At 69.9% G+C, this 26,399-nt stretch carries 21 protein-coding genes; 10 read left to right on the top strand and 11 right to left on the bottom strand.

Features of this window, described 5'->3' with window-relative positions:
* Positions 1 to 4: 4 nt before the first annotated feature.
* The 3 genes from cfa to HEP73_RS09315 form a co-directional block, all read right to left on the bottom strand.
* Positions 5 to 1,123: a cyclopropane fatty acyl phospholipid synthase gene (gene cfa, locus HEP73_RS09325; protein ID WP_185822966.1), complete on the bottom strand. Its 1,119-nt coding sequence runs from the start codon at positions 1,121 to 1,123 to the stop codon at positions 5 to 7.
* Between the two features lie 11 nt (positions 1,124 to 1,134).
* Positions 1,135 to 1,995, bottom strand: coding sequence for a DUF3298 and DUF4163 domain-containing protein (locus HEP73_RS09320; protein ID WP_185822965.1), 861 nt, complete (start codon positions 1,993 to 1,995; stop codon positions 1,135 to 1,137).
* 61 nt (positions 1,996 to 2,056) lie between these two features.
* Complete coding sequence (locus HEP73_RS09315) at positions 2,057 to 2,344, bottom strand: GNAT family N-acetyltransferase (protein ID WP_185816121.1); 288 nt, start codon at positions 2,342 to 2,344, stop codon at positions 2,057 to 2,059.
* Between the two features lie 302 nt (positions 2,345 to 2,646).
* On the opposite strand from HEP73_RS09315, the gene HEP73_RS09310 reads away from it, so the two are divergent.
* On the top strand, positions 2,647 to 2,847 hold the full coding sequence (locus HEP73_RS09310) for a hypothetical protein (protein ID WP_185822964.1): 201 nt from the start codon (positions 2,647 to 2,649) through the stop codon (positions 2,845 to 2,847).
* Positions 2,848 to 3,010: 163 nt separating this feature from the next.
* Here HEP73_RS09310 and HEP73_RS09305 read toward each other — a convergent pair whose 3' ends face one another.
* Together HEP73_RS09305 and HEP73_RS09300 are read right to left on the bottom strand one after the other, a co-directional pair.
* On the bottom strand, positions 3,011 to 3,646 hold the full coding sequence (locus HEP73_RS09305; protein ID WP_185822963.1) for a rhomboid family intramembrane serine protease: 636 nt from the start codon (positions 3,644 to 3,646) through the stop codon (positions 3,011 to 3,013).
* A gap of 9 nt (positions 3,647 to 3,655) precedes the next feature.
* Entirely contained in the window at positions 3,656 to 5,212 is a 1,557-nt protein-coding gene (locus tag HEP73_RS09300; protein WP_185822962.1) for a POT-type proton-dependent oligopeptide transporter, read from the bottom strand.
* Between the two features lie 179 nt (positions 5,213 to 5,391).
* Here HEP73_RS09300 and HEP73_RS09295 point away from each other — a divergent pair, with 179 nt between their 5' ends.
* The 3 genes from HEP73_RS09295 (at position 5,392) to HEP73_RS09285 (ending at position 11,204) form a co-directional block, all read left to right on the top strand.
* On the top strand, positions 5,392 to 7,164 hold the full coding sequence (locus tag HEP73_RS09295; RefSeq protein WP_185822961.1) for a M14 family metallopeptidase: 1,773 nt from the start codon (positions 5,392 to 5,394) through the stop codon (positions 7,162 to 7,164).
* A gap of 79 nt (positions 7,165 to 7,243) precedes the next feature.
* Complete coding sequence (locus HEP73_RS09290; protein ID WP_185822960.1) at positions 7,244 to 10,225, top strand: glycoside hydrolase family 3 C-terminal domain-containing protein; 2,982 nt, start codon at positions 7,244 to 7,246, stop codon at positions 10,223 to 10,225.
* Between the two features lie 64 nt (positions 10,226 to 10,289).
* A complete protein-coding gene (locus HEP73_RS09285) occupies positions 10,290 to 11,204 on the top strand; it encodes an endonuclease/exonuclease/phosphatase family protein (protein ID WP_185822959.1) in 915 nt (304 codons plus the stop codon).
* Between the two features lie 17 nt (positions 11,205 to 11,221).
* On the opposite strand, the gene HEP73_RS09280 is transcribed toward HEP73_RS09285, so the two are convergent.
* Positions 11,222 to 11,839, bottom strand: a complete 618-nt coding sequence (locus tag HEP73_RS09280; RefSeq protein WP_179565666.1) for a response regulator — start codon at positions 11,837 to 11,839, stop codon at positions 11,222 to 11,224.
* 46 nt (positions 11,840 to 11,885) lie between these two features.
* A complete protein-coding gene (locus HEP73_RS09275; protein WP_185822958.1) occupies positions 11,886 to 14,891 on the bottom strand; it encodes a sensor histidine kinase in 3,006 nt (1,001 codons plus the stop codon).
* Between the two features lie 176 nt (positions 14,892 to 15,067).
* Between HEP73_RS09275 and HEP73_RS09270 the strand changes: the two genes are divergently transcribed.
* Positions 15,068 to 15,466 (top strand): hypothetical protein, encoded by a 399-nt coding sequence (locus HEP73_RS09270; RefSeq protein ID WP_185822957.1) that lies wholly within the window; start codon positions 15,068 to 15,070, stop codon positions 15,464 to 15,466.
* Positions 15,467 to 15,577: 111 nt separating this feature from the next.
* Positions 15,578 to 16,099 (top strand): helix-turn-helix domain-containing protein, encoded by a 522-nt coding sequence (locus HEP73_RS09265; RefSeq protein ID WP_255423729.1) that lies wholly within the window; start codon positions 15,578 to 15,580, stop codon positions 16,097 to 16,099.
* Positions 16,100 to 16,159: 60 nt separating this feature from the next.
* Here the strand turns inward: HEP73_RS09265 and HEP73_RS09260 are convergent, their stop codons facing one another.
* On the bottom strand, positions 16,160 to 16,771 hold the full coding sequence (locus HEP73_RS09260; RefSeq protein WP_185822956.1) for a superoxide dismutase: 612 nt from the start codon (positions 16,769 to 16,771) through the stop codon (positions 16,160 to 16,162).
* Between the two features lie 334 nt (positions 16,772 to 17,105).
* On the opposite strand from HEP73_RS09260, the gene HEP73_RS09255 reads away from it, so the two are divergent.
* Together HEP73_RS09255 and HEP73_RS09250 are read left to right on the top strand one after the other, a co-directional pair.
* The gene (locus HEP73_RS09255; protein ID WP_185816110.1) at positions 17,106 to 17,579 is read left to right on the top strand and encodes a guanyl-specific ribonuclease; all 474 of its coding nucleotides are present in this window, start codon (positions 17,106 to 17,108) and stop codon (positions 17,577 to 17,579) included.
* Positions 17,576 to 18,076, top strand: a complete 501-nt coding sequence (locus HEP73_RS09250; protein WP_185822955.1) for a barstar family protein — start codon at positions 17,576 to 17,578, stop codon at positions 18,074 to 18,076. Before HEP73_RS09255 ends, HEP73_RS09250 begins: the two co-directional genes overlap by 4 nt.
* Positions 18,077 to 18,533: 457 nt before the next feature.
* On the opposite strand, the gene HEP73_RS09245 is transcribed toward HEP73_RS09250, so the two are convergent.
* Positions 18,534 to 20,423 (bottom strand): ATP-binding cassette domain-containing protein, encoded by a 1,890-nt coding sequence (locus HEP73_RS09245; protein ID WP_185822954.1) that lies wholly within the window; start codon positions 20,421 to 20,423, stop codon positions 18,534 to 18,536.
* A 132-nt stretch (positions 20,424 to 20,555) separates the two neighbouring features.
* Between HEP73_RS09245 and dbpA the strand changes: the two genes are divergently transcribed.
* Positions 20,556 to 21,932 carry an ATP-dependent RNA helicase DbpA gene (gene dbpA, locus HEP73_RS09240; protein ID WP_179565282.1) on the top strand — a complete coding sequence of 459 codons (1,377 nt, stop codon included), beginning with the start codon at positions 20,556 to 20,558 and terminating at the stop codon, positions 21,930 to 21,932.
* Positions 21,929 to 22,447: a DUF6985 domain-containing protein gene (locus tag HEP73_RS09235; RefSeq protein WP_185822953.1), complete on the top strand. Its 519-nt coding sequence runs from the start codon at positions 21,929 to 21,931 to the stop codon at positions 22,445 to 22,447. Before dbpA ends, HEP73_RS09235 begins: the two co-directional genes overlap by 4 nt.
* A 196-nt stretch (positions 22,448 to 22,643) precedes the next feature.
* Here HEP73_RS09235 and HEP73_RS09230 read toward each other — a convergent pair whose 3' ends face one another.
* Together HEP73_RS09230 and HEP73_RS09225 are read right to left on the bottom strand one after the other, a co-directional pair.
* On the bottom strand, positions 22,644 to 23,201 hold the full coding sequence (locus tag HEP73_RS09230) for an adenine phosphoribosyltransferase (RefSeq protein ID WP_185816103.1): 558 nt from the start codon (positions 23,199 to 23,201) through the stop codon (positions 22,644 to 22,646).
* Between the two features lie 81 nt (positions 23,202 to 23,282).
* On the bottom strand, positions 23,283 to 26,396 hold the full coding sequence (locus tag HEP73_RS09225) for an efflux RND transporter permease subunit (protein ID WP_185822952.1): 3,114 nt from the start codon (positions 26,394 to 26,396) through the stop codon (positions 23,283 to 23,285).
* Positions 26,397 to 26,399 lie beyond the last annotated feature (3 nt).

The following is a 26,399-nucleotide window of genomic DNA, read 5'->3' as shown; positions in this document are numbered from 1 at the left end:
GCGCTCAACGCGGTGCGCGGTATCCTCCCCGTACACCTTCGGGCGACAGCAGCAGCTGCCACAGCTGCGCGCGGCGGCAGCGGAAGGTGGCCATCGACCCGGCCAGATAGAAGCGCCACATGCGCCGGAAACGCAGGTCGTAGCGCTGCGCATCCAACCCCGGCCAGGCCGCCTCGATGTTGTCGCGCCAGGCCTGCAGCGTGCGCGCGTAGTCGGCGCCGAAGTTGTGCCAGTCCTCGCACACGAAGCGGCCTTCCAGCGCCGCGGCGATCTGCGCGGCCGAGGGCAGCATCGAATTGGGAAAGATGTAGCGCGCGATCCACGGATCGGTCCGGTGCCGCGACACGTTGCTGCCGATGCTGTGCAGCAGGAACAGTCCGTGCGGATGCAGGCACTGCCGCACCCGTGCGAAGTAGCTGCGGTAGTTCTTGTCGCCGACGTGCTCGAACATGCCGATCGAGAAGATCGCGTCGAAACGCTCGTCCAGTTCGCGGTAGTCCTGCAGGCGGATCTCGATCGGCAGGCCGCGGCACAGCTGCCGCGCGTAATCGGCCTGTTCCCGCGACACGGTGACGCCGACGCCGGCCACGCCGTAGCGCTCGGCGGCGAACTTCAGCGCCTCGCCCCAGCCGCAGCCGATGTCCAGCACGCGCATGCCCGGGCGCAGTTGCAGCTTGCGGCAGACCAGGTCCAGCTTGGCCTCCTGCGCCGCATCCAGATCGGCGGCGGCGGCCCAGTAGCCGCAGCTGTAGACCAGGCGGCGGCCGAGCATCGCCCGGTACAGGTCGTTGCCCAGGTCGTAGTGGCGGCGCCCGACCTCGTAGCTGCGGCGCCCGCGCTGCAGGTTGAACAGGCGCGCGCGCACTGCGTACGCCAGGTCGGCGATGCCGTGCACACGCTGCTCGAGCCGCGCATCGATCAGCCGCGCCAGGGTCTGGTCCAGCGCCGGCGCCTCCCACCAACCGTCCATGTAGCTTTCGCCCAGGCCCAGCGAACCCTGCGCCAGCACCCGCGCGTAGAAACGCGGGTCGTGCACTGCGATGTCGTGGGCGCGCGTACCGCCGACGCGCACGTCGGCACTGGCGAGCAGGTCGACGACACGGCGCTGCAGCGGCCCGACCATGCCCGCACCCGCTACGCCGCGAACAGCTCCGCGTATTCCGGCGCCACCAACCCGCGCAACACGCTGGCCGGGACATCCACGGTCTGCGTGCCATCGGAATACGGCCCCACCTGGTACGGCGGGAACACGAAGCGCAACGCCACGATCTTGCCGGCGGCGTCGACCAGGGGCTGGAACTGGCTGAAATTCTCCGCTTGCGGCTCGGTGCCTTCGGCAATCATCTTGTCGGCGCTGCGGACCTGCTCGTCATGGTCCTCGGGCGGCAACTGCTCGGCATCCACCCGCGCCTGCACCGCCTGGCGCAGCTGCGTGGCGACGTAGCCGGCGACCTGCGCCCAGCCCTTGGGATCGGGAATCAGCGTCTCGGCGGTCAGCAGGCGCCGCTGCTGCGGCAGCCACACGAAGCGCGCCACCAGCGGCTCGCCATGGGCGCCGCCGGTATAGCGGCTGCCGTCGGCGGCCACCGCCACCAGCTCGGGCCGTTCCAGCAACATCTCGAACTGCAGCGACAACTCGTAGGGCGCACTGGGACGGTCGTTGCCGAGGCCGCCGACCGCGTCCATCAGCTCGCCGCGCGCCGCCTGCGCGTAGCGGCCGACCGCCTCGGCCAGGCCCGGGTAGCGGTTGAGCGCCGGCGGGAAAGTAATGCCGACCACGTAGCTGGGGTTGTGCTCGATGACGTCCTTCAGTTCCACCGGGGCCGGCGCCGCGGGCGCCGCCGCGGCGGCGGGCGCAGGAGCCGGAGCCGGTTCGGCGGCAGGCGCCGCGGCCTCGCGCTTGCACCCTGCCACGGCCAACGTCGCCGCCAACGCCAGCGCCGTCCACCGCCATGAAATGTTCTGCCCCGTCTGTACCCTGTGCCTCACGTCCATTCCCCTGTGTCTTGCGTCTGTGTGATGACGAATTATCGCGCCGCCGTCGCGTCGTGCGCACTCAGCCGAGCAAATCGGCGTATTCGGGATGGCGCTGCACGAACACCGCCGCGTACGAACACGCCGGGACCACCTTCAATCCCTGCGCCCGCGCATGGTCCAGCGCCGCGCTCACCAGCCGTGCCGCCAGACCGCGTCCGCCGATCGCGGTCGGCACGCCGGTATGGGTGATGACCAGGCGGCCGTCCTGCAGCAGATAGTCCAACTCGGCCTCATGGCCGTCCAGCTGCAGCGTAAAGCGCTGTCGCTGCGGATCGTGTTCGATCGGTGGGAGGGGCGCTGCGCTCATGGCCTGGCTCATGCGACGGAGCACACAGTCTGGTCGCGCGCGCGCCGCGACGATGTGAAGCCGCACGCCGCACCGCGTCACCCGCAGCCGACGCGCTGCGTCACTTCCGGCCTGAGCCGGGCCGGCGGCAGATCACGACGCGGCTCAGAAAAAACGCGCGAGGATCCCTGCAGCGCGCCCGAGATCGGAGACGCGTCCTAAAGTCCTGCCACGTGCGGCCGCTACCAACCGCGTACCACCGTGGAAATCTGGCATGAGACTTGCGAAATCCATCACGGTGTAATCGAACAGGGGCGATGCGCATGAGCGACAACGAACAGATCCATGGCGACCACGATGCGTCGCTGCTGGAAGGGCTGTACCAGCTGGTGGTCAGCGGCCACACCCAGGGCTGGGAATTCGACCAGCTCAACAGCGAGGTCTACGACCGGCTGAAGGAAACCTACGCACACGCCGCCATCGGCAGCGCCAACGTGCAATTGCGCGGCCAAGAGGCCGCCTGAGCCGAGCGTCACGCTGCGGACCGCGAGGCGGGCCGCTGCGTGACGGTTTCGAGCGACCGGCTGCAGCGCGCACTCCGCGCTTGCGGCCCGATTCCGTTTCGGCGGCACCCTCGCCTCACACCCACTTGGAACGGCGGCATCGCCGCCAGCGTTCGCGCAGCCGCTAATCGCGGCCGAAGCGCGGCTGCGCCAGCTGGTCGAGGAAGTGCTGCAGCACCGACGGCTCCATGATCAGCAGGAACATCACCCCGAACGCGGCGCCAGCCAAGTGCGCGCTGTGATTGATGTTGTCGCCGCCGCGGCGATCCATCCAGATGCTGTAGCCCACGTAGAACAGCGCGTACAGGATCGCCGGGATCGGGATCGGGATGAAGAAGAAGTAGATCCCGGTCCACGGCGCCAGCAGGATGTACGCGAACAGCACCGCCGACACCGCGCCGGACGCGCCCAGGCTGAAGTAGTTCGGGTTCTTCTGGTTCTTCAGGTAGCTGGGCAGGATCGCCACCACCAGCGCCGCCAGGTAGAACAGCGGATAGGTCAGCAAGCTGCCGGTCAGCCGCTCCATCAGCCGTTCGATCGGGCCGCCGAAGAAATACAGCGTGACCATGTTGAACAGCAGATGCGGGAAATCGGCATGGATGAAGCCGTGCGTCACCAGCCGGTCGTACTGCTTGTGCCGGTCGATCGCCGGCGGCCACAGGATCAGCCGGTCGAGCAGCTTGCGGTTGTTGAACGCCGCCCACGACACCAGCACGGTGAGGACGATCAGGATCAGGTTGACGGGGGTAACGGACGGCATGTGGGGGCCTCAGGCGGTACGGTAATGATCGACCATGCGGTAACGGCGCGCGTACAGCCCGAACAACAGCGCGGCGACGCAGGCGAAGGCGGCGAAGAAGAACATCAGGAACGCGGTTTCGCTGAGCCCGGTACTGCCGATGTGCGCGGTGACGGTGTCGTTGCGCACCGCCGCGTTGGACAGCAGGACCCACAGGTTGCCGACCGTGGTGGTCAGGTTCCAGAAGCTCATCACCACGCCCTTCATCGATTGCGGCGCCTGGCTGTAGGCGAACTCCAGGCCGGTCGCCGACACCAGCACCTCGCCGAAGGTCAGCAGCGCATACGGCAGGATCTGCCAGGCGATGGACAACGCGTCGCCGCCGTCCATCGCCACCTGCAGCGTGCCGACCACGATCCAGGCCAGGCCGCTGAAGGCGATGCCGGCGGTCATCCGCCGCAGCGCGGTCGGCTCGTAGCCGCCGCGGCGCAGCAGCGGGTACAGCACCAGGTTGTTGAACGGGATCAGCAGCATCACCAGCGCCGGATTCAGCGCCTGCATCTGCGAGGCGCTGAACCAGTCGGGCATCTGCATCTGCTGGCCCTGCAGCACCCAGGTCGAGGCCTTCTGGTCGAACAGCGAGAAGAACGGCGTCGCCAGCGCGAACACCACCAGCACCCGCAGCACCGCGCGCACGCCGTCCACCGCCGCATCCGGATGCACCGCGCGGGCGCGCTCCAGCTGCCACCAGGTGCCACCGCCGATTCCGGCCAGCAACAGCACCAGCGCCAGGCACAGGCAGATCACGATGCCCAGCGTTGGCAGCAGCGCGAAGCTGGCCAACGCCAGCACCACCGCGATGGCAGCCAGGGCCAGGCCGGGGCGCCCCTGCCCCGGCGCGCGCGACAGCAGCGCGCTGCGCACCACCTGGGCGAAGCCGTGCGGATCCTTCGGCGGCAGCGGCATGCGCACGTAGCGGTGGCGCCCGGCCCAGAACACCAGCGTGGCCACGAACATCAGGATGCCGGGAATGCCGAACGCCCAGGCCGGACCCAGGTTCTTCAGCGCCAGCGGGATCAGCAGCGAGGCGAACAGCGAGCCGAAGTTGATGATCCAGTAGAAGGCGTCGAACACCACCTTGGCCAGGTGCTTGTTGGACTGGTCGAACTGGTCGCCCATGAACGAGGCCACCAGCGGCTTGATGCCGCCAGCACCCAGCGCGATCAGCCCCAGGCCGACGAAGAACCCTTCGCGGCTGCCCTCGAACAGCGCCAGGCAGGCATGGCCCGCGCAATAGATCAGGCTGAACCACAGGATGGTGCTGTACTTGCCGAAGAAGCGGTCGGCCAGCCAGCCGCCGAGCAGCGGGAAGAAATACACGCCGACCATGAAGCTGTGCATGATGTGCTTGGCCTCGGCCTCGCGGCCGGGCGCGGTCACTTCCTGCAGCAGCAGCGAGGTGATCAGGAACTGCACCAGGATGTTGCGCATGCCGTAGAAGCTGAAACGCTCGCAGGCCTCGTTGCCGATGATGTAGGGGATCTGCCGCGGCATCCGCGCGCCGGCGTGTGCGTTGGCCGCACTCATCCGCACTTCCTCGTCGCTCGTTCGCTCGTCACAGGCACTGGTCCAGGCAAAATTTTCAGAAGGTTACCCGATCGTTCCGGGCGAATCGAACCGCCCGCAGCGGCCGCGGCGGCACCCAGGTGCTTTCGCAATCGGCGCGCTGCACGCATCATGGGGGCCTATCCCGCGACGGTGCCGCAATGATCCGACCCTGGCTGGTCCCCCTCCTGCTGTCGATGCTGCTGTGCAGCATGCCATTGCTGGCCAGCGATGCGGGCCTGTCCACCGAGGCCGAGCGCAGCGGTTTCATGCGTACCGGGCGCTACGCGGAGACCATCGCGCTGTGCGACGCGTTCGCGCAGCGCTATCCGCAGGCGGTGCGTTGCTTCGACTTCGGCACCACGCCCGAAGGCCGGCCGATGAAGGCGCTGGCGGTCTCCACCTCCGGCGCGCTGGACGCCGCGACGGCGCAGGCGCGCAAGCTGCCGGTGGTGCTGATCCAGGGCGGCATCCACGCCGGCGAGATCGACGGCAAGGACGCCGGCTTCCTGGCGCTGCGCCAGCTGCTCGACGGCCAGGCCGCGCGCGGCGCGCTGGACAAGCAGGTGTGGCTGTTCGTGCCGGTGTTCAACGTCGACGGCCACGAGCGCTTCGGCGCCTGGAACCGGCCCAACCAGCGCGGCCCGGAGCAGATGGGCTGGCGCACCACCGCGCAGAACCTCAACCTCAACCGCGACTACGTCAAGGCCGACGCGCCGGAGATGCAGGCGATGCTGCGCCTGGTCGAACAGTGGGATCCGCTGCTGTACGTGGACCTGCACGTCACCGACGGCGCGCAGTTCGAGCACGACGTGTCGGTGCAGGTGGAACCGCTGCATGCCGGCGACGCCGCGCTGCGCGGCGACGGCCTGCGCCTGCGCGACAGCGTGCTCGCCGACCTGAAGCGGCAGGGCTCGCTGCCGCTGCCCTACTACCCCTCGTTCGTTGTCAACGACGATCCGGCGTCCGGCTTCGAGGACGGCGTGGCCACGCCGCGCTTCTCGCACGGCTATTTCCAGCTGCGCAACCGTTTCGGCGTGCTGGTGGAAACGCATTCGTGGAAGCCCTATCCGCAGCGCGTGCGGATCACCCGCAACACCATCGTCTCGGTGCTGCAGCAGGTGGCGCGCAACGGCGGCCGCTGGCGCGCCGACGCACTGGCCGCCGACGTGCGCGCGCAGCAGCTGGGCGGGAAGACGATAACGCTGGACTACCGCACCACCGAGCAGTCGCGGCTGGTGGATTTCCGCGGCTACGCCTATACCCGCACGCTGTCGCCGGTGTCCGGCGCGCTGATGACCCGCTACGACGAACGCACCCCGCAGATCTGGCGGGTACCGCTGCGCGATCACATCGTGCCCAGCGTCGAAGTGGTGGCGCCGCGCGCCGGCTATCTGGTGCCGGCCGCGCAGGCCGCGCTGGTCGCCGCCAAATTGCGCCAGCACGGCATCGCCTTCCGCACGGTGGACGCGGGCGCCACGCTGCCGGTGCAGACGTTCCGCGCCGACGACGCCAGCTTCGCCGCGCGCTCCTCCGAAGGCCACCAGCGGCTCAGCGTGCAGGGCGCCTGGGCACCCGAAACGCGCGCCATCGGCACCGGCGCCCTGTTCGTGCCGATCGCCCAGCCCAAGGCGCGGTTGCTGATGGCGCTGCTGGAGCCGCAAGCGCCGGATTCGCTGCTGCAATGGGGCGAGTTCAACAGCGCCTTTGAGCGCACCGAATACATGGAAGACTATGTGGCCGAGGACGTGGCGCGGCAGATGCTGGCCAGCGACCCGGCACTGAAGGCCGAATTCGAGGGCAAGCTCGAGCACGATGCCGCCTTCGCCAAGGATCCGCATGCGCGGCTGGAGTTCTTCCACCGCCGCCATTCCTCCTGGGATGCGCAGTACCGGTTGTATCCGGTGATGCGCAGCGACGAAGCGCCGTCCTAGCGCTCCACCGGCTCTCCCCTCCCCCGACTCCCCCCGATGCGCAATCCCTTCAGCTGCTAGAGAGGCCTCACGCCCCGCTATGAAAACGTTTTCAGGATTCCTTTGCCTGGCGCTCGCGCTGGCCTGGCCGGCCTTCGCCGCGCCTGCGCCCGCGACCGACAAGGACACCCCGACGCTCAGCGTGGTCACGCTGAACCTGTATCACGACAAGCTCGACTGGCCGAATCGGCGCACCCAGATCGTGCAGACCCTGCGCGAACTGCACCCGGACGCGATCGCGCTGGAAGAAGTGCTGCAGCACGACAAGCTGCCGAACCAGGCGCAATGGCTGGCCGAGCAGCTCGGCTACGAGTGGTACTTCACCAGCGTCGATCCGCCCGGCAACGCGCAGCGCTACGGCAACGCGCTGCTGACCCGGCGCCCGATCCTGGCGCGCGAGCAGATCCGCCTGAACCCGCTCGACGACAGCCGCACCGCCGGGCGCCTGCGCCTGGACGTGGACGGCCGCGCGGTCAATCTCTACGTCACCCACCTGCACTGGACCGAGGCGGGCGGCGCGTTGCGCGAACGCCAGTTGCAGGACCTGCTGGCCTGGGTCGACAGGACCGCCGACGGCGCGCCGTCGCTGCTCGCCGGCGACTTCAACGCCAGCGCCGACGCGCCGGAACTGGCCGCGCTGCGCGCCAGCTTCGGCGACAGCTACGGCACCCTGCACGGCGCCAAGGACCGCCGCGGCGACAGCACCTTGAACCCGAAGTTCAACCCGCCCAAACGCATCGACCACGTGTTCTTCCAGCACGAGCGCTTCGAGCCGGTGAGCAGCCGCATCCTGTTCCAGAAACCCGACGCCAACGGCGTGTGGGCCTCGGATCACTTCGGCCTGGTCAGCACCTTGCGCCTGGCGCCCAGCGCCAGCGCCGACGCGCAGCGCCCGTGGACCGATCGCGCGCTGGCGCCGGACCGCCGCGCCGCGTTGCTGGTGCAGGCGATGACTCCCGACGAGAAGTTCCAGATGCTGCACAGCTACTTCGGCCTGGGCAAGGACGGCGGTCCGCTGCCGCCCGGCGCGCTCGGCTCGGCCGGCTTCGTGCCGGCGATCGAACGCCTGGGCATCGCCGCGCAACAGCTGGCCGATGCCGGCGTCGGCGTGACCAATCCGGGCAACGTGCGCCCCGGCGACCATGCCACCGCGCTGCCGTCCGGCCCGGCCACCGCCGCCACCTGGAACCGCGAGCTGGCCTTCGCCGGCGGCGCCACCATGGGTCGCGAGGCCTGGCAGCAGGGCTTCAACGTGCTGCTGGCCGGCAGCGTCAACCTGCAGCGCGATCCGCGCAACGGCCGCAACTTCGAGTACGCCGGCGAAGATCCGCTGCTGGCCGGGGTGCTGGTCGGCGAGTCGATCCGCGGCGTGCAGAGCCAGCGCGTGGTGTCGACGATGAAGCACTTCGCGATGAACGACCTGGAGACCGGGCGCAACACCCACAGCGCCGACATCGGCGAGCAGGCCATGCACGAATCGGACCTGCTGGCGTTCGAGCTGGCGCTGAAGATCGGCGAGCCCGGCTCGGTGATGTGTTCCTACAACCGCATCAACGGCATCTACGGCTGCGAACACGACTACCTGCTCAACAAGGTGCTGAAGCAGGAGTGGAAGTTCCCCGGCTACGTGATGTCCGACTGGGGCGGCGTGCACAGCGGCTCCAAGGCGGCGCTGGCCGGCCTGGACCAGCAGTCGGCCGGCGAAGTGTTCGACAAGGCGGTGTACTTCGACCAGCCGCTGCGCCTGGCGGTGGCCGGCGGCACGGTGCCGCAGGCGCGCCTGGACGACATGGTGCGGCGCATCCTGCGCGCCTTCATCGCCACCGGCAGCTTCGACCATCCGCCGCAGCGCCAGCCGATCGACGATGTCGCCGGCGGCGACGCGGTGCAGAAGGTGGTCGAGGAAGGCACGGTGCTACTGCGCAACGAGCGCGACACGCTGCCGTTGCCGCGCACGCTGCGCCGCATCGCGGTGATCGGCGGACATGCCGACAAGGGCGTGATCGGCGGTGGCGGCTCGTCGATGGTCGGCTTCACCGTCAACGGTGCCAACGCGGTGCCGGGGCTGGCCCCGACCACCTGGCCGGGCCCGGTGATGTTCCATCCGTCCTCGCCGCTGCAGGCATTGCGCAAGGCCATGCCCGAGGCGCAGATCGACTACGCCAGCGGCGACGATGTGGCCGCCGCGGCCAAGCTCGCGCGCGGCGCCGAAGCGGTGATCGTGTTCGCCACGCAATGGTCGGCCGAATCGGTGGACCTGCCCGACATCAAACTGCCCGGCAAGCAGGACGCGCTGATCGCGGCGATGGCCAAGGCCAATCCGCGCACGGTGGTGGTGCTGGAAACCAACGGCCCGGTGGCGATGCCGTGGCTGCAGCAGGTGCCGGCGGTGCTGGAAGCGTGGTACCCGGGCATCCGCGGCGGCGAAGGACTGGCGCGGCTGTTGCTGGGCGACGCCAATCCGTCCGGGCGCCTGCCGGTGACCTGGTTGCGCGACGTGGCGCAGCTGCCACGGCCGTCGATCCCGGGGCTGGGCTTCAAGCCGGCGCAACCGGCCGGCAGCAATGTCGACTATGACATCGAAGGCGCCAACGTCGGCTACCGCTGGTTCGCCGCGCGCGGGCTGGATCCGCTGTACGCGTTCGGCCACGGCCTGTCCTACACCCGCTTCGACTACGCCGACCTGAGCGTGCAGGTGGACGGCAGCAGCGTGATCGCCAGCTTCGACGTGCGCAACAGCGGCGACCGCGAAGGCGCCGACGTGCCGCAGCTGTACCTGCGCCTGCCGCAGGGCCACCACACGCCGATCCGCCTGGTCGGCTGGGACAAGCTCACGCTCAAGCCCGGCGAAACCCGCCGCGTCAGCATCGTCGCCGAACCCAAGACCCTGGCCGACTACGACCCGGCGCAGCGCCAGTGGCGCATCGCCGCCGGCGACTACGAACTGGTGCTGGGCCGCTCGGCGACGCAGGCCGCGGCCAGCGTGCCGCTGCGTCTACAGGAAAGCGTGCTGCCGCGCTAGGAAATGCAGCGCCGCGTGTCTGTGTACACGCGGCGCTGAAGCCGCAGGTCCTAGCATCCAGCGCATGACGCGCACGAGCGGGACCCCACGACGACGGCATCGCCTCGGCTGGCTGCTGCTGGCCCTGGTGACGCATGCGGGCGCGCAAGCGCTGCCCGCCGGCTTGCCGATGCCACCGCCCGCACCGCCTGTGCCCGCGGCCACGCTCAGCGTAGTCAGTCTCAATCTGGAGCAGGACCGCAACGACTGGCCCGCGCGCCGCGTGCGCCTGGTCGATGCGCTGAAACGCCTGCAACCCGACGCGATCGCGCTGCAGGAAGTGCTGCAGACGGCCGCGTTGCCGAACCAGGCGCAATGGCTAGCTGCACAGCTCGGCTACCACTGCCATTTCATCAGCGCCGATCCGCCGAGCCGGCCGCAACGCCGCGGCAATGCGCTGCTGACCCGGTTGCCGGTGCTGGAGGAAGCGGAGACGCTGCTGCATCCGTTCGAGGACTACAGCGTGGCCGGCCTGGTGCGCGTGGACCTGCACGGGCAGCCGGTGAACCTGTACTTCACCCGCCTGCATGCCGAGCGCGATGGCGGCGACAGCCGCCGCGAACAGGCCGACGACCTGATGGCATGGATCGACGCCACCGCCGAGGGCGTGCCCTCGCTGCTGGCCGGCGGTTTCTATGCCGCCGCCGACGCGCCGGAGCTTGCCCCGCTGGCCGCGCGCTTCGGCGACAGCGACGCGCGCCTGCGCGGCGCAGGCAACGACACCTCGCGCAACGGCCTGGACCCGCACCTGTTCGCGCTGGCCGCGCAGGCCGACCATGTGTTCTTCGAACGCGACCGCTTCCGTCCGCTGCGCAGCGCGCGGCTGCTGCCGCGCACGCCGGGCGCCGCGCGTGGCGCCGACCCGCGCGGCCTGCTGGTGGCGCTGCAACCGCTGGATCCGCTGCAGGCAGACGCCGTACCGCCGTTGCCGGTACCCTGACCGCGCAGCGCGCGTTTCTACAGTTCGATGATGCCGCGCTTGACCGCGATCGCCACCGCGTGGGTGCGATCGCGCGCGCCGAGCTTGCACAGGATGTTCTTCATGTGCGCCTTGACCGTCTCCTCGGCGATCGACAGCAGCGCGGCGATGGCCTTGTTGGAGTTGCCCGCGGCCACGCTCTGCAGCACCTGGATCTCGCGCGCGGACAGGCTGTCGCCAAGCAGGTGTTCGGCGATGCCCGCGGCCACTTCGGCCTGCACCTGGCGCCGGCCCTGGTGCACCGCACGCACCGTATCGACCAGTTCGCGGCGCAGCCCGCTCTTGAGCAGATAGCCGCTGGCGCCGGCTTCCAGCGCGCGCACCGCCTGCACGTCGCCGCGCGAGGCGGTGACCACCACGATCCGCGCCTGCGGAAATTCCTTGCGCAGGGCGACGATCACCTCGATGCCGCCGAGGCCGGGCAACTGCAGGTCCAGCAGCACCAGGTCCGGACGCAGCGTGCGATACGCCTGCAGCGCCTGCAGGCCATCGGCGGCCTCGCCGACCAGTTGCAGGTCCGGCTGCGCGGCCAGCACCGCGGCCATGCCTTCGCGCAGCAGCGGATGGTCGTCGACGACGAGGATGCGGATCGGCATGGATGGCACCTCGTTCACTTCGGCTCGCTCACTTGGGGTCGCTCACTCAGTCGGTTCCCGGCAGCCACCGGCGCAGGCGGCACCATAGCCGGTTTCGCGCCGGTTCGCGGTAGGCGCGGCGCGCCGGCAGGCGCAGATTGAGTTCGGTGCCCATGCCTGGCCGCGACCACACATCCAGCCGCGCCTCGATCCGCCGCGCGCGCTCCTGCATGCCGGTCAGGCCCCAGTGCCCGGCGCGGCCGCCGGCGGCCAGCACCTGCGGCTCGATGCCGCGGCCGTCGTCGCGGAAACGCAGCCGCAGCGCATCGCGGCCGTAGGCGATCTCGACTTCGATGCTGCTCGCCTGCGCATGCCGGAACGCGTTGAGCAGCGCCTCGCGGCCGAGCTGGTACAGCTCGTCGGCGACCAGCGGCTGCAGCGGCAGCGGCGCGCCTTCGACCAGCACCCGCCGCTGCACCTGCGAATCCGCGCCCAGTTCCTCGAGCATGTCGGCGAAGGCGGTCGGCAGCGAGGGCGCGTTCCCGGCGCTGGCGCGCAGGCCCTCGACCCGGTCGCGGCCCTGCTCCAGCGCCTGCTCGGCGCGATCCAGCGTGCTCTCCAGCTCGCGTCGCAACGGCGCCTCGGCCGGCAGCGTGCCCAACGCCGCATGGGTGCGCAGGATCAGTCCTTGGTAGCCCTGCAGCAAGGTGTCGTGCAGCTCGCGGGCGATGCGTTCGCGCTCCTGGTAGCGCTCTTCCAGCCGCAGCCGTAGCCGCGTGGCCAGTTGGCGCATGCGCAGCAGGTACAGCGCCGACAACGCCAGCAGCAGCGCCAGCGCGCACAGCAGCCAGAACGCCGGGGTCTGCACGAAACGCGGCGCGATGCCGAAGCGCAGCGTGGCGCCGTGCGTGTTCCAGACCCCGTCGTTGTTGGCGGCGATCACCCGGAAGCGGTACTGCCCGGGACGCAGGTTGGTGTAGAACGCCTCGCGGCGCGCGCCGGCGTCGCGCCAGGCCTCGTCCACGCCGTCCAGGCGGAAACGGAAGCGCATCCGCTCCGGCGAGGTCAGGCTGGTCGCGGTGTAGGCGATCTGCAAGCGCGTGGTGCCCTTGGGCAATAGCAGCGGCGCGTCCAGCGGCATAGGCCGCTCGTTGGCGAACAGCGCGCGCACGAACACCTGCGGCGGCCACGGGTTGCGCCACAGGCGCCGGGTGTCGATCCAGGCCAGGCCCTGGCTGGTGGCCAGCCACACCAGGCCGTCGCCGTCGCGCGCCGCGGTGCCGCCGCGGCTGGCCTGCACCGCCAGGCCGGGCAAGCCGTCGGCGGCACCGTAGTAGGCCGGTTGCAGCGTCGCCGCAGCGGTGCCCAGCGCCGCGTCGAGCTGGCGCCGGCCGATCCGCGACACGCCGACCGCACCGTTGAGCCACAGCTCGCCGTCCTCGCTCTCGGCGATACCGGTGATGCCGCGCAGGCCCGGCGCACGCGACGGCGGCAGCGTCGCGAAGCGCGCGCCCTGCCATTGCGCGATGCCCAGTTCGCCGGCCACCAGCAGCGCGCCGGCGCCGGCATGGATGGTATTGACCCGGCCGACCTGCACGCCGTCGCCGGCCGCGAACGTGCGCACCCGCTCGCCCTGCAACTGCCGCACTTCACCGGACGCGTAGCCGAACCAGTAGCGGCCCTGCGCGTCTTCGGCGATCGCGGTGCAGGTCGCCAGCGGCAGCCGGGTCTGCCGCGTCCATTGCCCGTCGCGGTAGCGGAACACGCCGTGTTCGGCGACCGCAATCCAGGCAGCGCCGGCGCGATCGGACAGGAACGCGCGCGCCTGCCGCGGCGCGAACCCGGCCGGCAGCGCGACCGCCTCGCGGCGCCCGTGGCGCAGGCGCACGATGGCGTCGGCACCGAGCACCCAGCCGCTGTCGTGCAGCCGCGCGTACTCCTGCGCCAGCGGTTCGCCGCGCAGCAGCCGCTCGGCCGTGGCGCGGTCGGCGCGGAACATGCCCTGCGGATCGGAGACCAGCACGCTGCCGTCGGGCTGCGCATGCACTTCGACCTCGCCGGCCTGCGCGCCGGGCTGGCCGGGCAGCGCCATCACGTTGCGCTGGCGGTAGCGGTTGAGACCGAGCGTGCTGCCGATCCAGACATTGCCTTCCTTGTCCTCCAGCACCGGCGCGGCGTAGTCGGAGGCCAGTCCGTCGCTGCGGCGGAAATGCTCCAGCCGCGGCGCGTGCGGATCGTCCAGCACTACCCGCACCGCGCCGCGCGCCTGGAAGTCGGACAGCCACAGGCTGCCGTCGCGGGCGAAGCCCATGCGCCGTGCCGCCAGGCTGCGCAGCGCCGGCGCGGCGACCTGCGCCGCCGCCGGCAGCAGGGTGCCGTCGGCAGCGGCGATGACGCGGGTGCCGCCACGCCGGTCCGACAGCCAGATGCGGCCGTCCGGGCTTTCGGCCAGCACCGCGTACAGCATGGTGGCGATGCCGGTCGGCTCGAAGCGGCGCGCGCCCGGGCGCAGCCGCAGCACGCTGTCGCCGCTGCTCACCCACAGCACGCCGCGGCGGTCGCGCAGCAGCCAGTCGGCGCGTGCGGACGGATACCCCCAGTCGGCGCCGATGCGCTGCCAACGGCGGCCATCGAAGCGGGCCAACCCGGCCCAGGTCGCCGCCCACAGCGCGCCCTGCCCGTCCAGTTCCAACCGCGCCACCGGCCCGGCCGGGAAGCCCTCGGCCGCGCCGTAATTCAGCACCCGGTCGCCTTGCAGCATGCTGGCGCCGCCGTCGAAATAGCCCAGCCACATGCGCCCGTCCGGCAGCATGGTCAGCGCGGTCACGTTCTGCGACAGCAGGTGTGCGCCATGCGCCGGCTCGCGGCGCTCGAAGCGCTCGCCGTCGAAACGGTACAGGCCGAATCCGGTGGCCATCCACAGATAGCCATCGCCCGACTGCGCCAGCGCCCACACGTCCGCCGGCGCGCCCTGCTCCACCCGCCAGGCGCTGTTGTGCAGCGGCGTCGGCCGCAACGGCGTTGGTGTGCCCGCGGCTAGCGTCGCCGCGAAGGCCAGGCCGAGCACCAGCACGGCGCCCGCCCAAAGCCGTCTTCGCAGACTTCGCACTGCGCTTTCTCTCGCTCGCTAAAGGAAAAAACCGGATTTTCGGCGGCTGCGCCGACCTCGCCAACGCCCCGATCGAGGGATATGGCGCTGCCCCGAATACGGCTAGGCCGGCGTGTTGCGCCGGCCTTAGCCTGAAGGCCATGCAACGACTTTACTCCATGTTCCCCGGCGGCAGCGCCGGACTCGGGCTGCTGGCCCTGCGTCTGTTCTTGGCGCTGAGCCTGTGGCCGTCCAGCGCCAGCGGCGCCTGGGCATTGCCGCCGCACTGGCGTTGGGCGGCGCTGGCGCTGGCGCTGTTGGCGGCGGCCGGCGCGCTCACCCCGCTCGCCGCCGCGCTGGCCTGCGCCGTGCCGGCGCTGGCGCTGTGGCATGGCACCACTGCGGCGGGCAGCGCGCTGCTGGCGGCGCTGCCGGCGCTGGCCCTGGCGCTGCTCGGGCCCGGCGCCTATTCGCTCGACGCGCGCTGTTTCGGCCGGCGCCTGCTGGTGTTGCCGCGCGAACCGACCAAGACCTCGCAGCGGAATCCCCCGAACGGGTGAGCATCCGCTCTGCCGGAATGGGGTGGCCGCGCGGCGGCGGCGGCAGCAGCATGGACAGGTCCCGGAAACGCATCCACGCGCACGCCGCAGGCGCCAGCGGAGATCGCGCGCGTGCGGTTCCGGCGCTTCCCAGGAGACACGCCATGCCCCGCCCCACGCTCCCGCCCCGCGCTCCACCGCCACCGACGATCCACCCGCCGCCAGCGCCGCCGGCAAGGCCTGCGCCCGTGCGCACTGGCCCGCGCCCAGCACTACATCGACCACCATCTGGCCGAACGCATCGGCCTGGCCGACATCGCCAATGCTGCCTGCGTCAGCCGCTATCACTTCGCACGCATGTTCCGCCTGAGCACCGGCCACAGCCCGATGCAATACCTGCTGCAGCGGCGGATCGAACGCGCCCGGCAACTGCTGTTGAGCGGACGCCACTCGGTCAGCACCGTGGCCTACGAACTCGGCTTCTTCGACCAGAGCCATTTCGTCAACAGCTTCCGCCGCGTCACCGGCGCAACCCCGGGCTGGTATGCGCGGCACAACCGCGACATCGCCGGTGCCGACACGCCCGGCGCAGTGCCCGGCAACGACTCCGATCGCATGCCAGGCACCGCCAAGCTGTGCCTGCCGGCCGCCTGAGCGCACAAAAGGAAAGGCCGGGCGAACCCGGCCTTTCGATCGACGGCGCTGCCGGCGCGATCAGGCGATCGCGGCGTGGTAGCGGCGTTCGACTTCGTGCCAGTCCACCACGTTGAAGAACGCGCCGATGTAATCCGGGCGACGGTTCTGGTACTTCAGGTAGTAGGCGTGTTCCCACACGTCCAGGCCCAGGATCGGGGTGTTGCCCTCGAACAGCGGGCTGTCCTGGTTGGCGGTGCTTTCGACCACGACCTTCTTGTCCGGGGTCACGCTCAGCCATGCCCAGCCGCTGCCGAAGCGGGTCAGCGCGGCCTTGGTGAAGGCTTCCTTGAACTTGTCGAAACCGCCGAGCTGGCTGTCGATCGCCTTGGCGACCTCGCCGACCGGGGTGCCGCCGGCGTTGGGCGCCATCACCGTCCAGAACAGCGAATGGTTGGCGTGGCCGCCGCCGTTGTTGCGCACCGGACCCTGCAGGTTCTCCGGCAGCGACTTCAGCTTGGACACCAGCGCCTCGACCGGCAGGTCGGCGTACTCGGTGCCTTCCAGCGCGGCGTTGACGTTGTTGATGTAGGTCTGGTGATGCTTGGTGTGATGGATTTCCATCGTCTGCGCATCGATGTGCGGTTCCAGCGCGTCGTAGGCGTAAGGCAGCTTGGGGAGGGTGTAGGCCATGTGGTTCTCCTGGACTTTCGCCCGCCGGAGGGACGGACGTTGCGTGATGAATGGTAGGGACGACCGGCGACCATACCAAGACCGGCGTTGGGGAAACATCGTCCCAACGCGCAGCGGCAGTGCCGGCCGACGCCGCGGATCGGCGGCTACCATGCGCCAGCACCCGGTTAGTCGAATGTGAATCGCGCGTTGCAGCGGCGTCCGCAACGCCGCTGCGATGCCAGGCCCCCATTGCTGGCGCGTGGTTAAGAGCACGAACAGCCGCGCTCGCCCATACTGTGCCGCTGCTGCGCCAGAACGCGGCGCCCGCCGTTCTCGCTGGAGCCTCCCCCCGATGCGCAAGCCCGTGTTACTGATCGCCGCGATCGTGCTGCTCGCCGCCGGGCTGTGGGGCATCCGCGCAGTGCAGCAGCCGCCGCATCCGCAGTTCGCACCCGCGCTCACCAATCCCGCGCCGCTGCCGGCGCCTGCACCGGCGCAGCCGCCGGCCACGCCGGCCGCGAGCACTGACACCACGCTGCCGGCGTTCCTGCCGCCCGAAGCGCGTGCCACCATCGCCCTGATCCAGCGCGGCGGTCCGTTCCCGCACCGCCAGGACGGCAGCGTGTTCGGCAACCGCGAAAACCGGCTGCCGTCACGCCCGCGCGGCTATTATCGCGAATACACCGTCGACACGCCGGGGCTGGAGCACCGCGGGACGCGGCGCATCGTCACCGGCGGCGACCCGCCGGACGTCTGGTACTACAGCGACGACCACTACGCCAGTTTCCGCAGTTTCAGCATCGCCTCCGGGAGGCCGTCGCCATGAACACTTTCAATTTTTCGCTCAACCTGGCCGAGCCGGCCGCATCCGGCGTTTACCGCGTCGCCAACAGCGACCTAGACAGCATCGCCGCGCTCGGCCGCGACGCCGGCCTGCGGCTGTGCCGGATCGACCTGCAGGGCTGCAGCAGCAAGCCGATGCTGCTGATGCGGCTGGCCGCGCAGCTGGACTTCCCGATCGGCTTCGGCCGCAACTGGGATGCATTGATGGACGGCCTGCGCGACCTGTCGTGGCTGCCGGCCAAGGGCGGCTATGCGCTGCTGCTGGAAGACGCGGCCGAACTGCAATCGGTGGCGAAGAAGGATTTCGACGTGCTGCTTGAACTGCTAGACGACGTGGCCAAGGAATGGGCCCAGGACGGCATCGCCTTCGTCGCCTTCGTCGGCCTGCTGACCGGCGACGAAGCCGAGACCGATGAGCGCGACAGCCAGGCCGATGACCTGGACGAAGACAACGACGAAGAGGAAGCCGCTTCGCGCTGAGCGAAGTGCTGGCCGCGCAGTCGCGCGGCTGGCGCCTCTTCGCTACTGGGTCCCACCCACAGCGCACCCGGCACGCTGGCCGCAAGACCTTGTAGGAGCGGCTTCAGCCGCGACAAACGAAGCGGCGAAGTCACCGCAACCGGATCGCGTCGGGACTGAAGTCCCTCCCACAATGCACCCAGCACGCTGGCCGCAAGATCTTTGTAGGAGCGGCTTCAGCCGCGACAAACGAAGCGGCGGAGTCGTCGCAACCGAACCGCGTCGGGACTGAAGTCCCTCCCACAGTGCACCTAGCCCACTCGGCGCGAACTCCCTGTGGGAGCGACTTCAGTCGCGACGAGCGAAGCCGTGGATTCTCCAGCTTCGGATGCTGCCGGGACTGAAGTCCCTCCTACAGTGCGCACGTCCATCCAAGGGCGAGCGCCTGTAGCAGAGAACCCCGCGCCAACCAGCGCCGTTACGCGTCCAGCTCGCTCCAGCGCGCATAGGCCGCGTCCAGCTCGGCCTGCGCCTGGGTCAGCGCCTGCGTATGCGCGGTCACCGCCGCCGCATCGCGCTGATAGAACGACGATTCCGTCATCGCCGCGGTCAATGCTGCGACCTGCTGCTCCAGGGTCTCGATCCGCGCCGGCAACTGCTCCAGTTCGCGCGCATCCTTGTAACTGAGCTTGCGCTTGGCCGCCGGCGCCGCGGCAGCGGCAGCGGCCGGGGCGGTCGCCGCCGCAGTGGCCGAGGCCTTGGCCACCGCCATCGCGCTGGCCGGCGGCGCGGCGCGCTGGCGCACCCAGTCGCTGTAACCACCGACGTACTCGCCGATGCGGCCATCGCCTTCCATCACCATGGTCGAGGTGACCACGTTGTCGATGAAATCGCGGTCGTGGCTGACCAACAGCAAGGTGCCGGTGTAGTCGCCGAGCAGCTCTTCCAGCAGCTCCAGCGTCTCCACGTCCAGGTCGTTGGTCGGTTCGTCCATCACCAGCAGGTTCGACGGCTGCGCGAACAGCCGCGCCAGCAGCAGGCGGTTGCGTTCGCCGCCGGACAGGCGGGTGATCGGCGCGCGGGCGCGCTCCGGAGTGAACAGGAAATCCTGAAGATAGCCGTGCACGTGCTTGCGCTTGCCGTTGACCTCGATGAAGTCGCGGCCCTCGGCGACGTTCTCGATCGCGCTCCAGTCCTCGCGCAAGGTGGCGCGGTACTGGTCGAAATAGGCCACCTGCAGATTGGTGCCGGTGCGCACCTCGCCGCTGCCCGGGGTCAGCTCGCCCAGCAGCAACTTCAACAGCGTGGTCTTGCCGCTGCCGTTGGGGCCGATCAGGCCGATGCGGTCGCCGCGCAGGATGGTGCTGGAGAAATCGCGCACCATGGTCCGCGCGCCGAAGGCGAAGCTCAGCTCCTTGGCCTCGATCACCTTCTTGCCCGAGGACTCGCCCTGCGCCGCCTCCATGCGCACATTGCCGCCGAGCTCGCGGCGCTGGGTGCGCTCGTTGCGCATCGACTCCAGGCGCCGCACGCGGCCTTCGTCGCGGGTGCGGCGCGCCTTGATGCCCTGGCGGATCCACACTTCTTCCTGCGCCAGCATCTTGTCGAAGCGCGCGTTCTCCTGCGCCTGCGCGTTGAGCCGCTCCTCGCGGCGGCGCTCGTAGTTGGCCCAGTCGCCGGGCCAGCTGGTGACCTGGCCGCGGTCGATCTCGACGATGCGCGTGGCCAGGGCTCGGAGGAAACGCCGGTCGTGGGTGACGAACACCACGCTGCCGTTCCAGCCTTTCAGGAACAGTTCCAGCCAGTCGATCGCCTCGATGTCCAGGTGGTTGGTCGGCTCGTCGAGCAGCAGCAGGTCCGGCGCCGACACCAGCGCGCGCGCCAGCAGCACGCGCCGCTTCATGCCGCCGGACAGCCGCGCGAACTCCGCGTCGCCGTCCAGGTCGAGCCGGGTCAGGGTCTCGTTGACCCGCTGGTCCAGCGCCCAGCCGTTGGCGCCGTCGATCTTGGACTGCACCGCGCCCAGCGCATCGCCGTCGAATTCGGCGGCATGGCTGAGCCGGTGGAACTCGGCCAGCCAGTGGCCGAGCTCGCCCAGGCCGTCGGCGACCACGTCGAACACGCTGCCGGCGGCGCCGTGCGGCACCTCCTGCTCCAGCCGCGCGATGCGCACGCCCTGCTGGACGCGGATCTCGCCATCGTCGGGCTTGAGCTCGCCGGCGATCAGTTTCATCAAGGTCGATTTGCCGGCGCCGTTGCGGCCGATCAGGGCGATACGCTCGCCCGGCTCGATCGACAGTTCGGTCTTTTCCAGCAACAAGGGGCCGCCGACGCTGTAGTCGACGTTCTGTAGGGTGATAAGAGGCATGGGGGGAATTGTACGGGACTCGGGACTCGGGACTCGGGACCAAGCGCGCAGCCGGCCGCGGTTGGCACCGCGCATTGCTCTGGATTTGCCGAGTCCCCGGTCCCGAGTCCCAAGTCCCGGCTAAAATGCGCCATGAACGATTTCGACACCCTGTCCCTCTCCCCGGCGCTTGCGCCGGGCATCGACGCGCTCGGCTACACCACGATGACCCCGGTGCAGGCGCAGAGCCTGCCGCCGATCCTGGCCGGCCAGGACGTCATCGTGCAGGCGCCCACCGGCAGCGGCAAGACCGCGGCGTTCGGCCTGGGCCTGCTGCACAAGCTGGATCCGGCGCTGACCCGCGCGCAGGCGCTGGTGCTGTGCCCGACCCGCGAACTTGCCGACCAGGTCGGCAAGCAGCTGCGCAAGCTCGCCACCGGCATTCCCAACATGAAGCTGGTGGTGCTGACCGGCGGCATGCCGCTGGGCCCGCAGTTGGCTTCGCTGGAGGCGCACGACCCGCAGGTGGTGGTCGGCACGCCCGGCCGCATCCAGGAGCTTGCGCGCAAGCGCGCGCTGCACCTGGGCGGGGTGCGCACGCTGGTGCTGGACGAGGGCGACCGCATGCTCGACATGGGCTTCGAGGAGCCGATCCGCGAGATCGCCAGCCGCTGCGACAAGCACCGCCAGAGCCTGCTGTTCTCGGCCACCTTTCCCGATGCGATCCGCACCCTGGCGCGCGAGCTGCTGAAGGAACCGGCGGAAATCACCATCGAAGGCGCCGACAGCGCGCCGGAGATCGAGCAGCAGTTCTTCGAAGTCGACCCCACCTACCGGCAGAAGGCGGTGGCCGGGCTGCTGCTGCGCTTCACCCCCGAGTCCAGCGTGGTGTTCTGCAACACCCGCAAGGAAGTCGACGAGGTGGCCGGCTCGCTGCAGCAGTTCGGCTTCTCGGCGTTGGCGCTGCACGGCGACATGGAACAGCGCGACCGCGACGAGGTGCTGGTGCGCTTCGTCAACCGCAGCTGCAACGTGCTGGTCGCCAGCGACGTGGCCGCGCGCGGGCTGGACGTGGAAGACCTGGCGGCGGTGCTCAACTACGAACTGCCGACCGATACCGAAACCTACCGCCACCGCATCGGCCGCACCGCGCGCGCCGGCAAGCGCGGCCTGGCGCTGAGCCTGGTGGCGCCGCGCGAGCTGGCACGCGCGCAGGCGCTGGAGGCCGAACAGGGCCAGCCGCTGCGCTGGTCGCGCGCGCCGCTGGCCACCGCGCGCCCGGCGCAGTTGCCGCAGGCGGCGATGGTCACGCTGCGCATCGACGGCGGCAAGACCGACAAGCTGCGCGCCGGCGACATCCTCGGTGCGCTGACCGGCGACGCCGGCCTGTCGGGCGCGGCGATCGGCAAGATCGCGATCTACGCGACCCGTTCCTATGTTGCCATCGCCCGCGAGCACGCCGGCCGGGCACTGGGCCAGCTGCAGGCAGGCAAGATCAAGGGCCGCCGGTTCCGGGTCAGCAAGCTGTGACCGCGCTGGCGCAGATCCTCGCCTCGCTGGAGGAGGACGAGGACGGCAGCGCCTGGAGCGCCGAGGTGCCAGTGCGCTGGCTGCAACACGACTGCAGCTTCGTCCTCGAAGACTATGCCGCCGATGCGGCGCAAGCCGACTTCGGCGCCGCCATCGCCGCGTTCCTGCGCATCGAGCAGGCGGCGCTGGATGCCGCCGCGGCGGACGTGTTCGGCTACTACCGGCGCATGCACGCCTTGCACGCGCAACACGGCCTGCCCTCGCCGCGCATCGATAACCCGGCGCAGGTGTGGCAGCACGTCCAGTTCGGCAACGAGGCCTATGCCAGCCGCTATCGCGATGGCCGTATCCGCATCAGCCTGGAATGCAATTGCGACTGGGAACAGGAACACGGACTGCAACTGGTGTTCACGCACGAAGGACGGATCTGCAAGGTCGGCCCGTTCGATGGGCACCTGAGCCATGCCGACGCCTACGCCGATCCCAGCCTGGAAACGGTGGTCTATCCGCACTGATGCGGCGTCGTGCGGCGGCCATGATCGCGGCATAGGCCCCGTCGATGGCTGGTCGCCAGTCGACGATCGGCTCCGCGGCGCACCCGACTTTGGCGCTTCGACCTCGACCCGCTCAGCGCAGCCGCACGAACCGCGACCACTGCCGCGGCGGATGCGCACCGCACGCTACGACAGCATCCGCGTGCACCGTCCCGCCCTAATACGTCAGCGTCGCCAACAGCGGCACTTCATCGCTCCAGCGCTCGCGCCCCTGCAGCGCCTGCAACTCGACCAGCACCACCGCACCGACGATCTCCAGCTGCAGCTGCCGCACCAGCGACAGCGCCGCACGCAAGGTGCCGCCGGTGGCAAGCACGTCGTCGACGATTAGCACCCGCGCGCCGGCCGGCAGCGCGTCGGCATGCATCTCGATGCGGTCGCTGCCGTATTCCAGCGTGTAGTCCTGAGTCACCGTCTTGCCCGGCAGCTTGCCCGGCTTGCGGATCGGCACGAAACCGGTGCGCAGCTCGTGCGCCAGCGCCGCGCCCAGGATGAAGCCGCGCGACTCGATGCCCAGCACCGCGTCCAGCGGCGTGGTGCGCCAGGGGCGAGCCATTTCGTCCAGCGCCGAGGCGAAATCCGGGCCGTCGGCCAGCAGCGGGGTGATGTCCTTGAACACGATGCCCGGCTTCGGGAAATCGGCGATATCGCGGATGCGGCCGGACCAGTGGGCCGGTGCGTCGCTGGGCGCGCCGCAGCAGGAGGAATCGTTCATCGGGACATCGCAGCGTGGGGAAGCGCCCATTTTAGGCGCAATGCGGCGCCGCGCAGCGGCACCGCATCGCCCGTCTACGGCCTACCCGGCCTGCGTGTCCGCCGCCCGGCCATGCAGCAGGCGCCGCACCAGCACGAAGAACAGCGGCACCAGCAGCACCGCCAGCAGCGTGCCCGAGAGCATGCCGCCGATCACGCTGACGCCGATCTCACGACGGCTGGCCGCGCCGGCGCCGGTGGACAGCGCCAGCGGCAGCACGCCGGCGACGAACGCCAGCGAGGTCATCACGATCGGCCGCAAGCGCAGCCGCGCGCCTTCCAGCGCCGCTTCCAGCAATGGCCGCCCGGCGCGTTGCTCGGCCTCGGCGAACTCCACGATCAGGATCGCGTTCTTCGCCGACAGGCCGATCGTGGTCAGCAGGCCGACCTGGAAATAGATGTCGTTGACGAAGCCGGCCAGGGTGGTCGCGGTGACCGTGCCGAGCACGCCCAGCGGGATCACCAGCAACACCGCCACCGGAATCGACCAGCTCTCGTACAGCGCCGCCAGGCACAGGAAAATGAACACGATCGAGGCGGTGTACAGCCACAGCGTCTGGTTGCTCGACAGCTGCTCCTGGTAGGACAGGCCGCTCCACTGCAGGTCGAAGCCCTTCTGCTTGGCGACCAGCGCCTGCATCCGCTGCATCGCCTCGCCGGAACTGCTGTCGGCCGCGGCCCCGCCCTGGATCTGCGACGCCGGCAGGCCGTTGAACCGCTGCTGCAGCTGCGGCCCGCGGGTCCAGTGGGTGCTGGCGAAACTGGCGAACGGCGCCATCTGCCCGTCCTTGCCGCGTACGTACCACTGGCCGATGTCTTCCGGCAGCGAGCGGTACGGCGCATCGCCCTGCACGTACACGCGCTTGACCCGGCCGCGGTCGATGAAGTCGTTGACGTAGCTGCCGCCCCACGCCGTGGACAGCGTGGCGTTGATGTCGCTCTGCGCCAGCCCCAGCGCGCTGGCCTGGGCCTGGTCGATGTCCACCTGCAGCTGCGCCTTGTCGCCCAGCCCGTTGAGCCGCACCGCGGTCAGCTGCGGATCGTCGCCGGCCTCCTGCAGCACCTGCTGCTGCGCCTTCAGCAGGGCCGGACGGCCGGCGCCGTCGCTGTCGCGGATCCACAGTTCGAAGCCGCTGGACTGGCCCAGGCCGCGCACCGCCGGCGGCGACAGCACGCTGATCTTGGCGTCGGCGGTGCCGCGGAAATACTTGTTGGCGCGGTCGATGATCGCCTGCGCGGTGTTGTCGCGGTTGCGCTCACCCCAGGGCCGCAGCGCGACGAAGGCCTGGCCGGCGTTCTGCCCGGTGCCGGCGTTGTTGCGGCCGATCACCATGAACACCGCGGTGATGTTGTCCTTCTCGTGGGCCATGAAGTAATCGTTGATGCGCCGGCCCAGCGCCTCGGTCTTGGCCAGCGGCGTGCCCTCGGGCGTGGTGAACTGGATCTGCACCTGGCCCTGGTCTTCCACCGGCAGGAAGCCGGTCGGCATGCGCGCGTACAGCGCCGCCATCGCCAGCACGATCACCACGTACAGCGCCATCCAGCGCCGCGGCTGCCGCAGCAGCGTGCCGAGCCGACGCTGGTAGGCGTGCTGGCTGCGCTCCACGCCGCGGTTGAACCAGCGGAAGAAGCGTCCGAGCTGGCGCTCCTTTTCCACCGGCTTGAGCAGGGTCGCGCACAGCGCCGGGGTCAGGGTCAGCGCGACCAGCGCCGACAGCGCCATCGCCGAGGCGATGGTGATCGAGAACTGGCGGTAGATGATGCCGGTGGAGCCGCCGAAGAACGCCATCGGCAGGAATACCGCGCCCAGCACCACGGTGATGCCGATCAGCGCGCCGGTGATCTCGCCCATCGATTGCTCGGTCGCCTCGCGCGGCGGCAGATGCTGCTCGTGCATGATCCGCTCGACGTTCTCCACCACCACGATCGCATCGTCCACCAGCAGGCCGATCGCCAGCACCATCGCGAACAGGGTCAGCGTATTGATGGTGAAGCCGGCAGCGGCGAGGATGCCGAACGTGCCCAGCAGCACCACCGGCACGGTGATCGCCGGGATCAGCGTGGCGCGGCCGTTCTGCAGGAACAGGAACATCACCACCACCACCAGCACGATCGCCTCGATCAGGGTGTGCACCACGCCCTCGATCGAGATCCGCACGAACGGCGTGCTGTCGCGCGGGTAGGCCACTTCCATGCCCGGCGGGAAGGTCGGCTTGAGCCGCTCGATGGTCGCGCGCACCGCATCGGACGTGGCCACCGCGTTGGCGCCGGAGGACAGCGTCACCGAGAAGCCGGACGCCGGATGGCCGTTGAGCGTGGCGCTGTTCTGGTAGTTCTCCGCGCCGATCTCCACCCGCGCCACGTCGCCCAGGTGCACGCTGGAGCCGTCGGCCTGGGTAGCCAGGATGATGGCGCGGAACTGCTCCGCGGTCTGCAGCCGCGACTGCGCGGTCACCGTGGCGTTGAGCTCCTGGTCGGCGCCGGTGGGCAGCGCGCCGAGTTCGCCGGCGGTGACCTGGGTGTTCTGCGCCTCGATCGCGCTGCGCACGTCGCCAGGCATCAGGTTGTAGGCATTGAGCTTGTGCGGGTCCATCCACACGCGCATCGCGTACTGCGCGCCGAACACGTTGATCTCGCCGACGCCGTTGATGCGGCTGATCGGATCCTGCAGGGTGCTGATCAGGTAGTCGGAGATGTCGACGTTGTCCAGCCGGTCGGTGCTGTCGTACAGCGCCACCGCCATCAGGCTGTCGCCCTGCGACTTGGACACGGTCACGCCCTGCTGCTGCACTTCCTGCGGCAGGCGGTTGAGCGCCTGGTTGACCGCGTTCTGCACCTGCACCTGGGCGATGTCGGGATTGGCGGCCTGGTCGAAGGTGATGCTGATCCGCGCCTGCCCGGACGAGGAACTGGTCGAGGAGAAGTACAGCAGGTGGTCGATGCCCTTGATCTGCTGCTCGATCACCTGGGTGACGCTGTCCTCCACCGTCTGCGCCGAGGCGCCGTTGTAGGTGGCGGTGACGTTGACCCCGGGCGGGGCGATGTCCGGATACTGCTCCACCGGCAGGGTGAACACGGCGATGGCACCGGCGGCCATGATGCAGATCGCCAGCACCCAGGCGAAGATCGGACGGGCGATGAAGAAGCGCGCGAGCATGCC

Origin of the sequence: Xanthomonas sp. GW (genome assembly GCF_014236815.1) — a bacterium.
Taxonomy (GTDB): Bacteria; Pseudomonadota; Gammaproteobacteria; order Xanthomonadales; family Xanthomonadaceae; genus Xanthomonas_A.
The sequence above is the reverse complement of the archived record's forward strand: the minus strand, read 5'-3'. Positions and strand labels throughout refer to the sequence as shown.

Coding starts and splice junctions, on each gene's coding strand:
- HEP73_RS09320 (WP_185822965.1), bottom strand. CDS start 1,995: ATGGACGTGAGGCACAGGGTACAGACGGGGCAGAACATTTCATGGCGG.
- cfa (WP_185822966.1), bottom strand. CDS start 1,123: ATGGTCGGGCCGCTGCAGCGCCGTGTCGTCGACCTGCTCGCCAGTGCC.
- HEP73_RS09255 (WP_185816110.1), top strand. CDS start 17,106: ATGCGCAAGCCCGTGTTACTGATCGCCGCGATCGTGCTGCTCGCCGCC.
- HEP73_RS09245 (WP_185822954.1), bottom strand. CDS start 20,423: ATGCCTCTTATCACCCTACAGAACGTCGACTACAGCGTCGGCGGCCCC.
- HEP73_RS09315 (WP_185816121.1), bottom strand. CDS start 2,344: ATGAGCGCAGCGCCCCTCCCACCGATCGAACACGATCCGCAGCGACAG.
- HEP73_RS09230 (WP_185816103.1), bottom strand. CDS start 23,201: ATGAACGATTCCTCCTGCTGCGGCGCGCCCAGCGACGCACCGGCCCAC.
- HEP73_RS09285 (WP_185822959.1), top strand. CDS start 10,290: ATGACGCGCACGAGCGGGACCCCACGACGACGGCATCGCCTCGGCTGG.
- HEP73_RS09295 (WP_185822961.1), top strand. CDS start 5,392: ATGATCCGACCCTGGCTGGTCCCCCTCCTGCTGTCGATGCTGCTGTGC.
- HEP73_RS09300 (WP_185822962.1), bottom strand. CDS start 5,212: ATGAGTGCGGCCAACGCACACGCCGGCGCGCGGATGCCGCGGCAGATC.
- HEP73_RS09270 (WP_185822957.1), top strand. CDS start 15,068: ATGCAACGACTTTACTCCATGTTCCCCGGCGGCAGCGCCGGACTCGGG.
- HEP73_RS09310 (WP_185822964.1), top strand. CDS start 2,647: ATGAGCGACAACGAACAGATCCATGGCGACCACGATGCGTCGCTGCTG.
- HEP73_RS09305 (WP_185822963.1), bottom strand. CDS start 3,646: ATGCCGTCCGTTACCCCCGTCAACCTGATCCTGATCGTCCTCACCGTG.
- HEP73_RS09280 (WP_179565666.1), bottom strand. CDS start 11,839: ATGCCGATCCGCATCCTCGTCGTCGACGACCATCCGCTGCTGCGCGAA.
- HEP73_RS09225 (WP_185822952.1), bottom strand. CDS start 26,396: ATGCTCGCGCGCTTCTTCATCGCCCGTCCGATCTTCGCCTGGGTGCTG.
- HEP73_RS09290 (WP_185822960.1), top strand. CDS start 7,244: ATGAAAACGTTTTCAGGATTCCTTTGCCTGGCGCTCGCGCTGGCCTGG.
- HEP73_RS09260 (WP_185822956.1), bottom strand. CDS start 16,771: ATGGCCTACACCCTCCCCAAGCTGCCTTACGCCTACGACGCGCTGGAA.
- HEP73_RS09250 (WP_185822955.1), top strand. CDS start 17,576: ATGAACACTTTCAATTTTTCGCTCAACCTGGCCGAGCCGGCCGCATCC.
- dbpA (WP_179565282.1), top strand. CDS start 20,556: ATGAACGATTTCGACACCCTGTCCCTCTCCCCGGCGCTTGCGCCGGGC.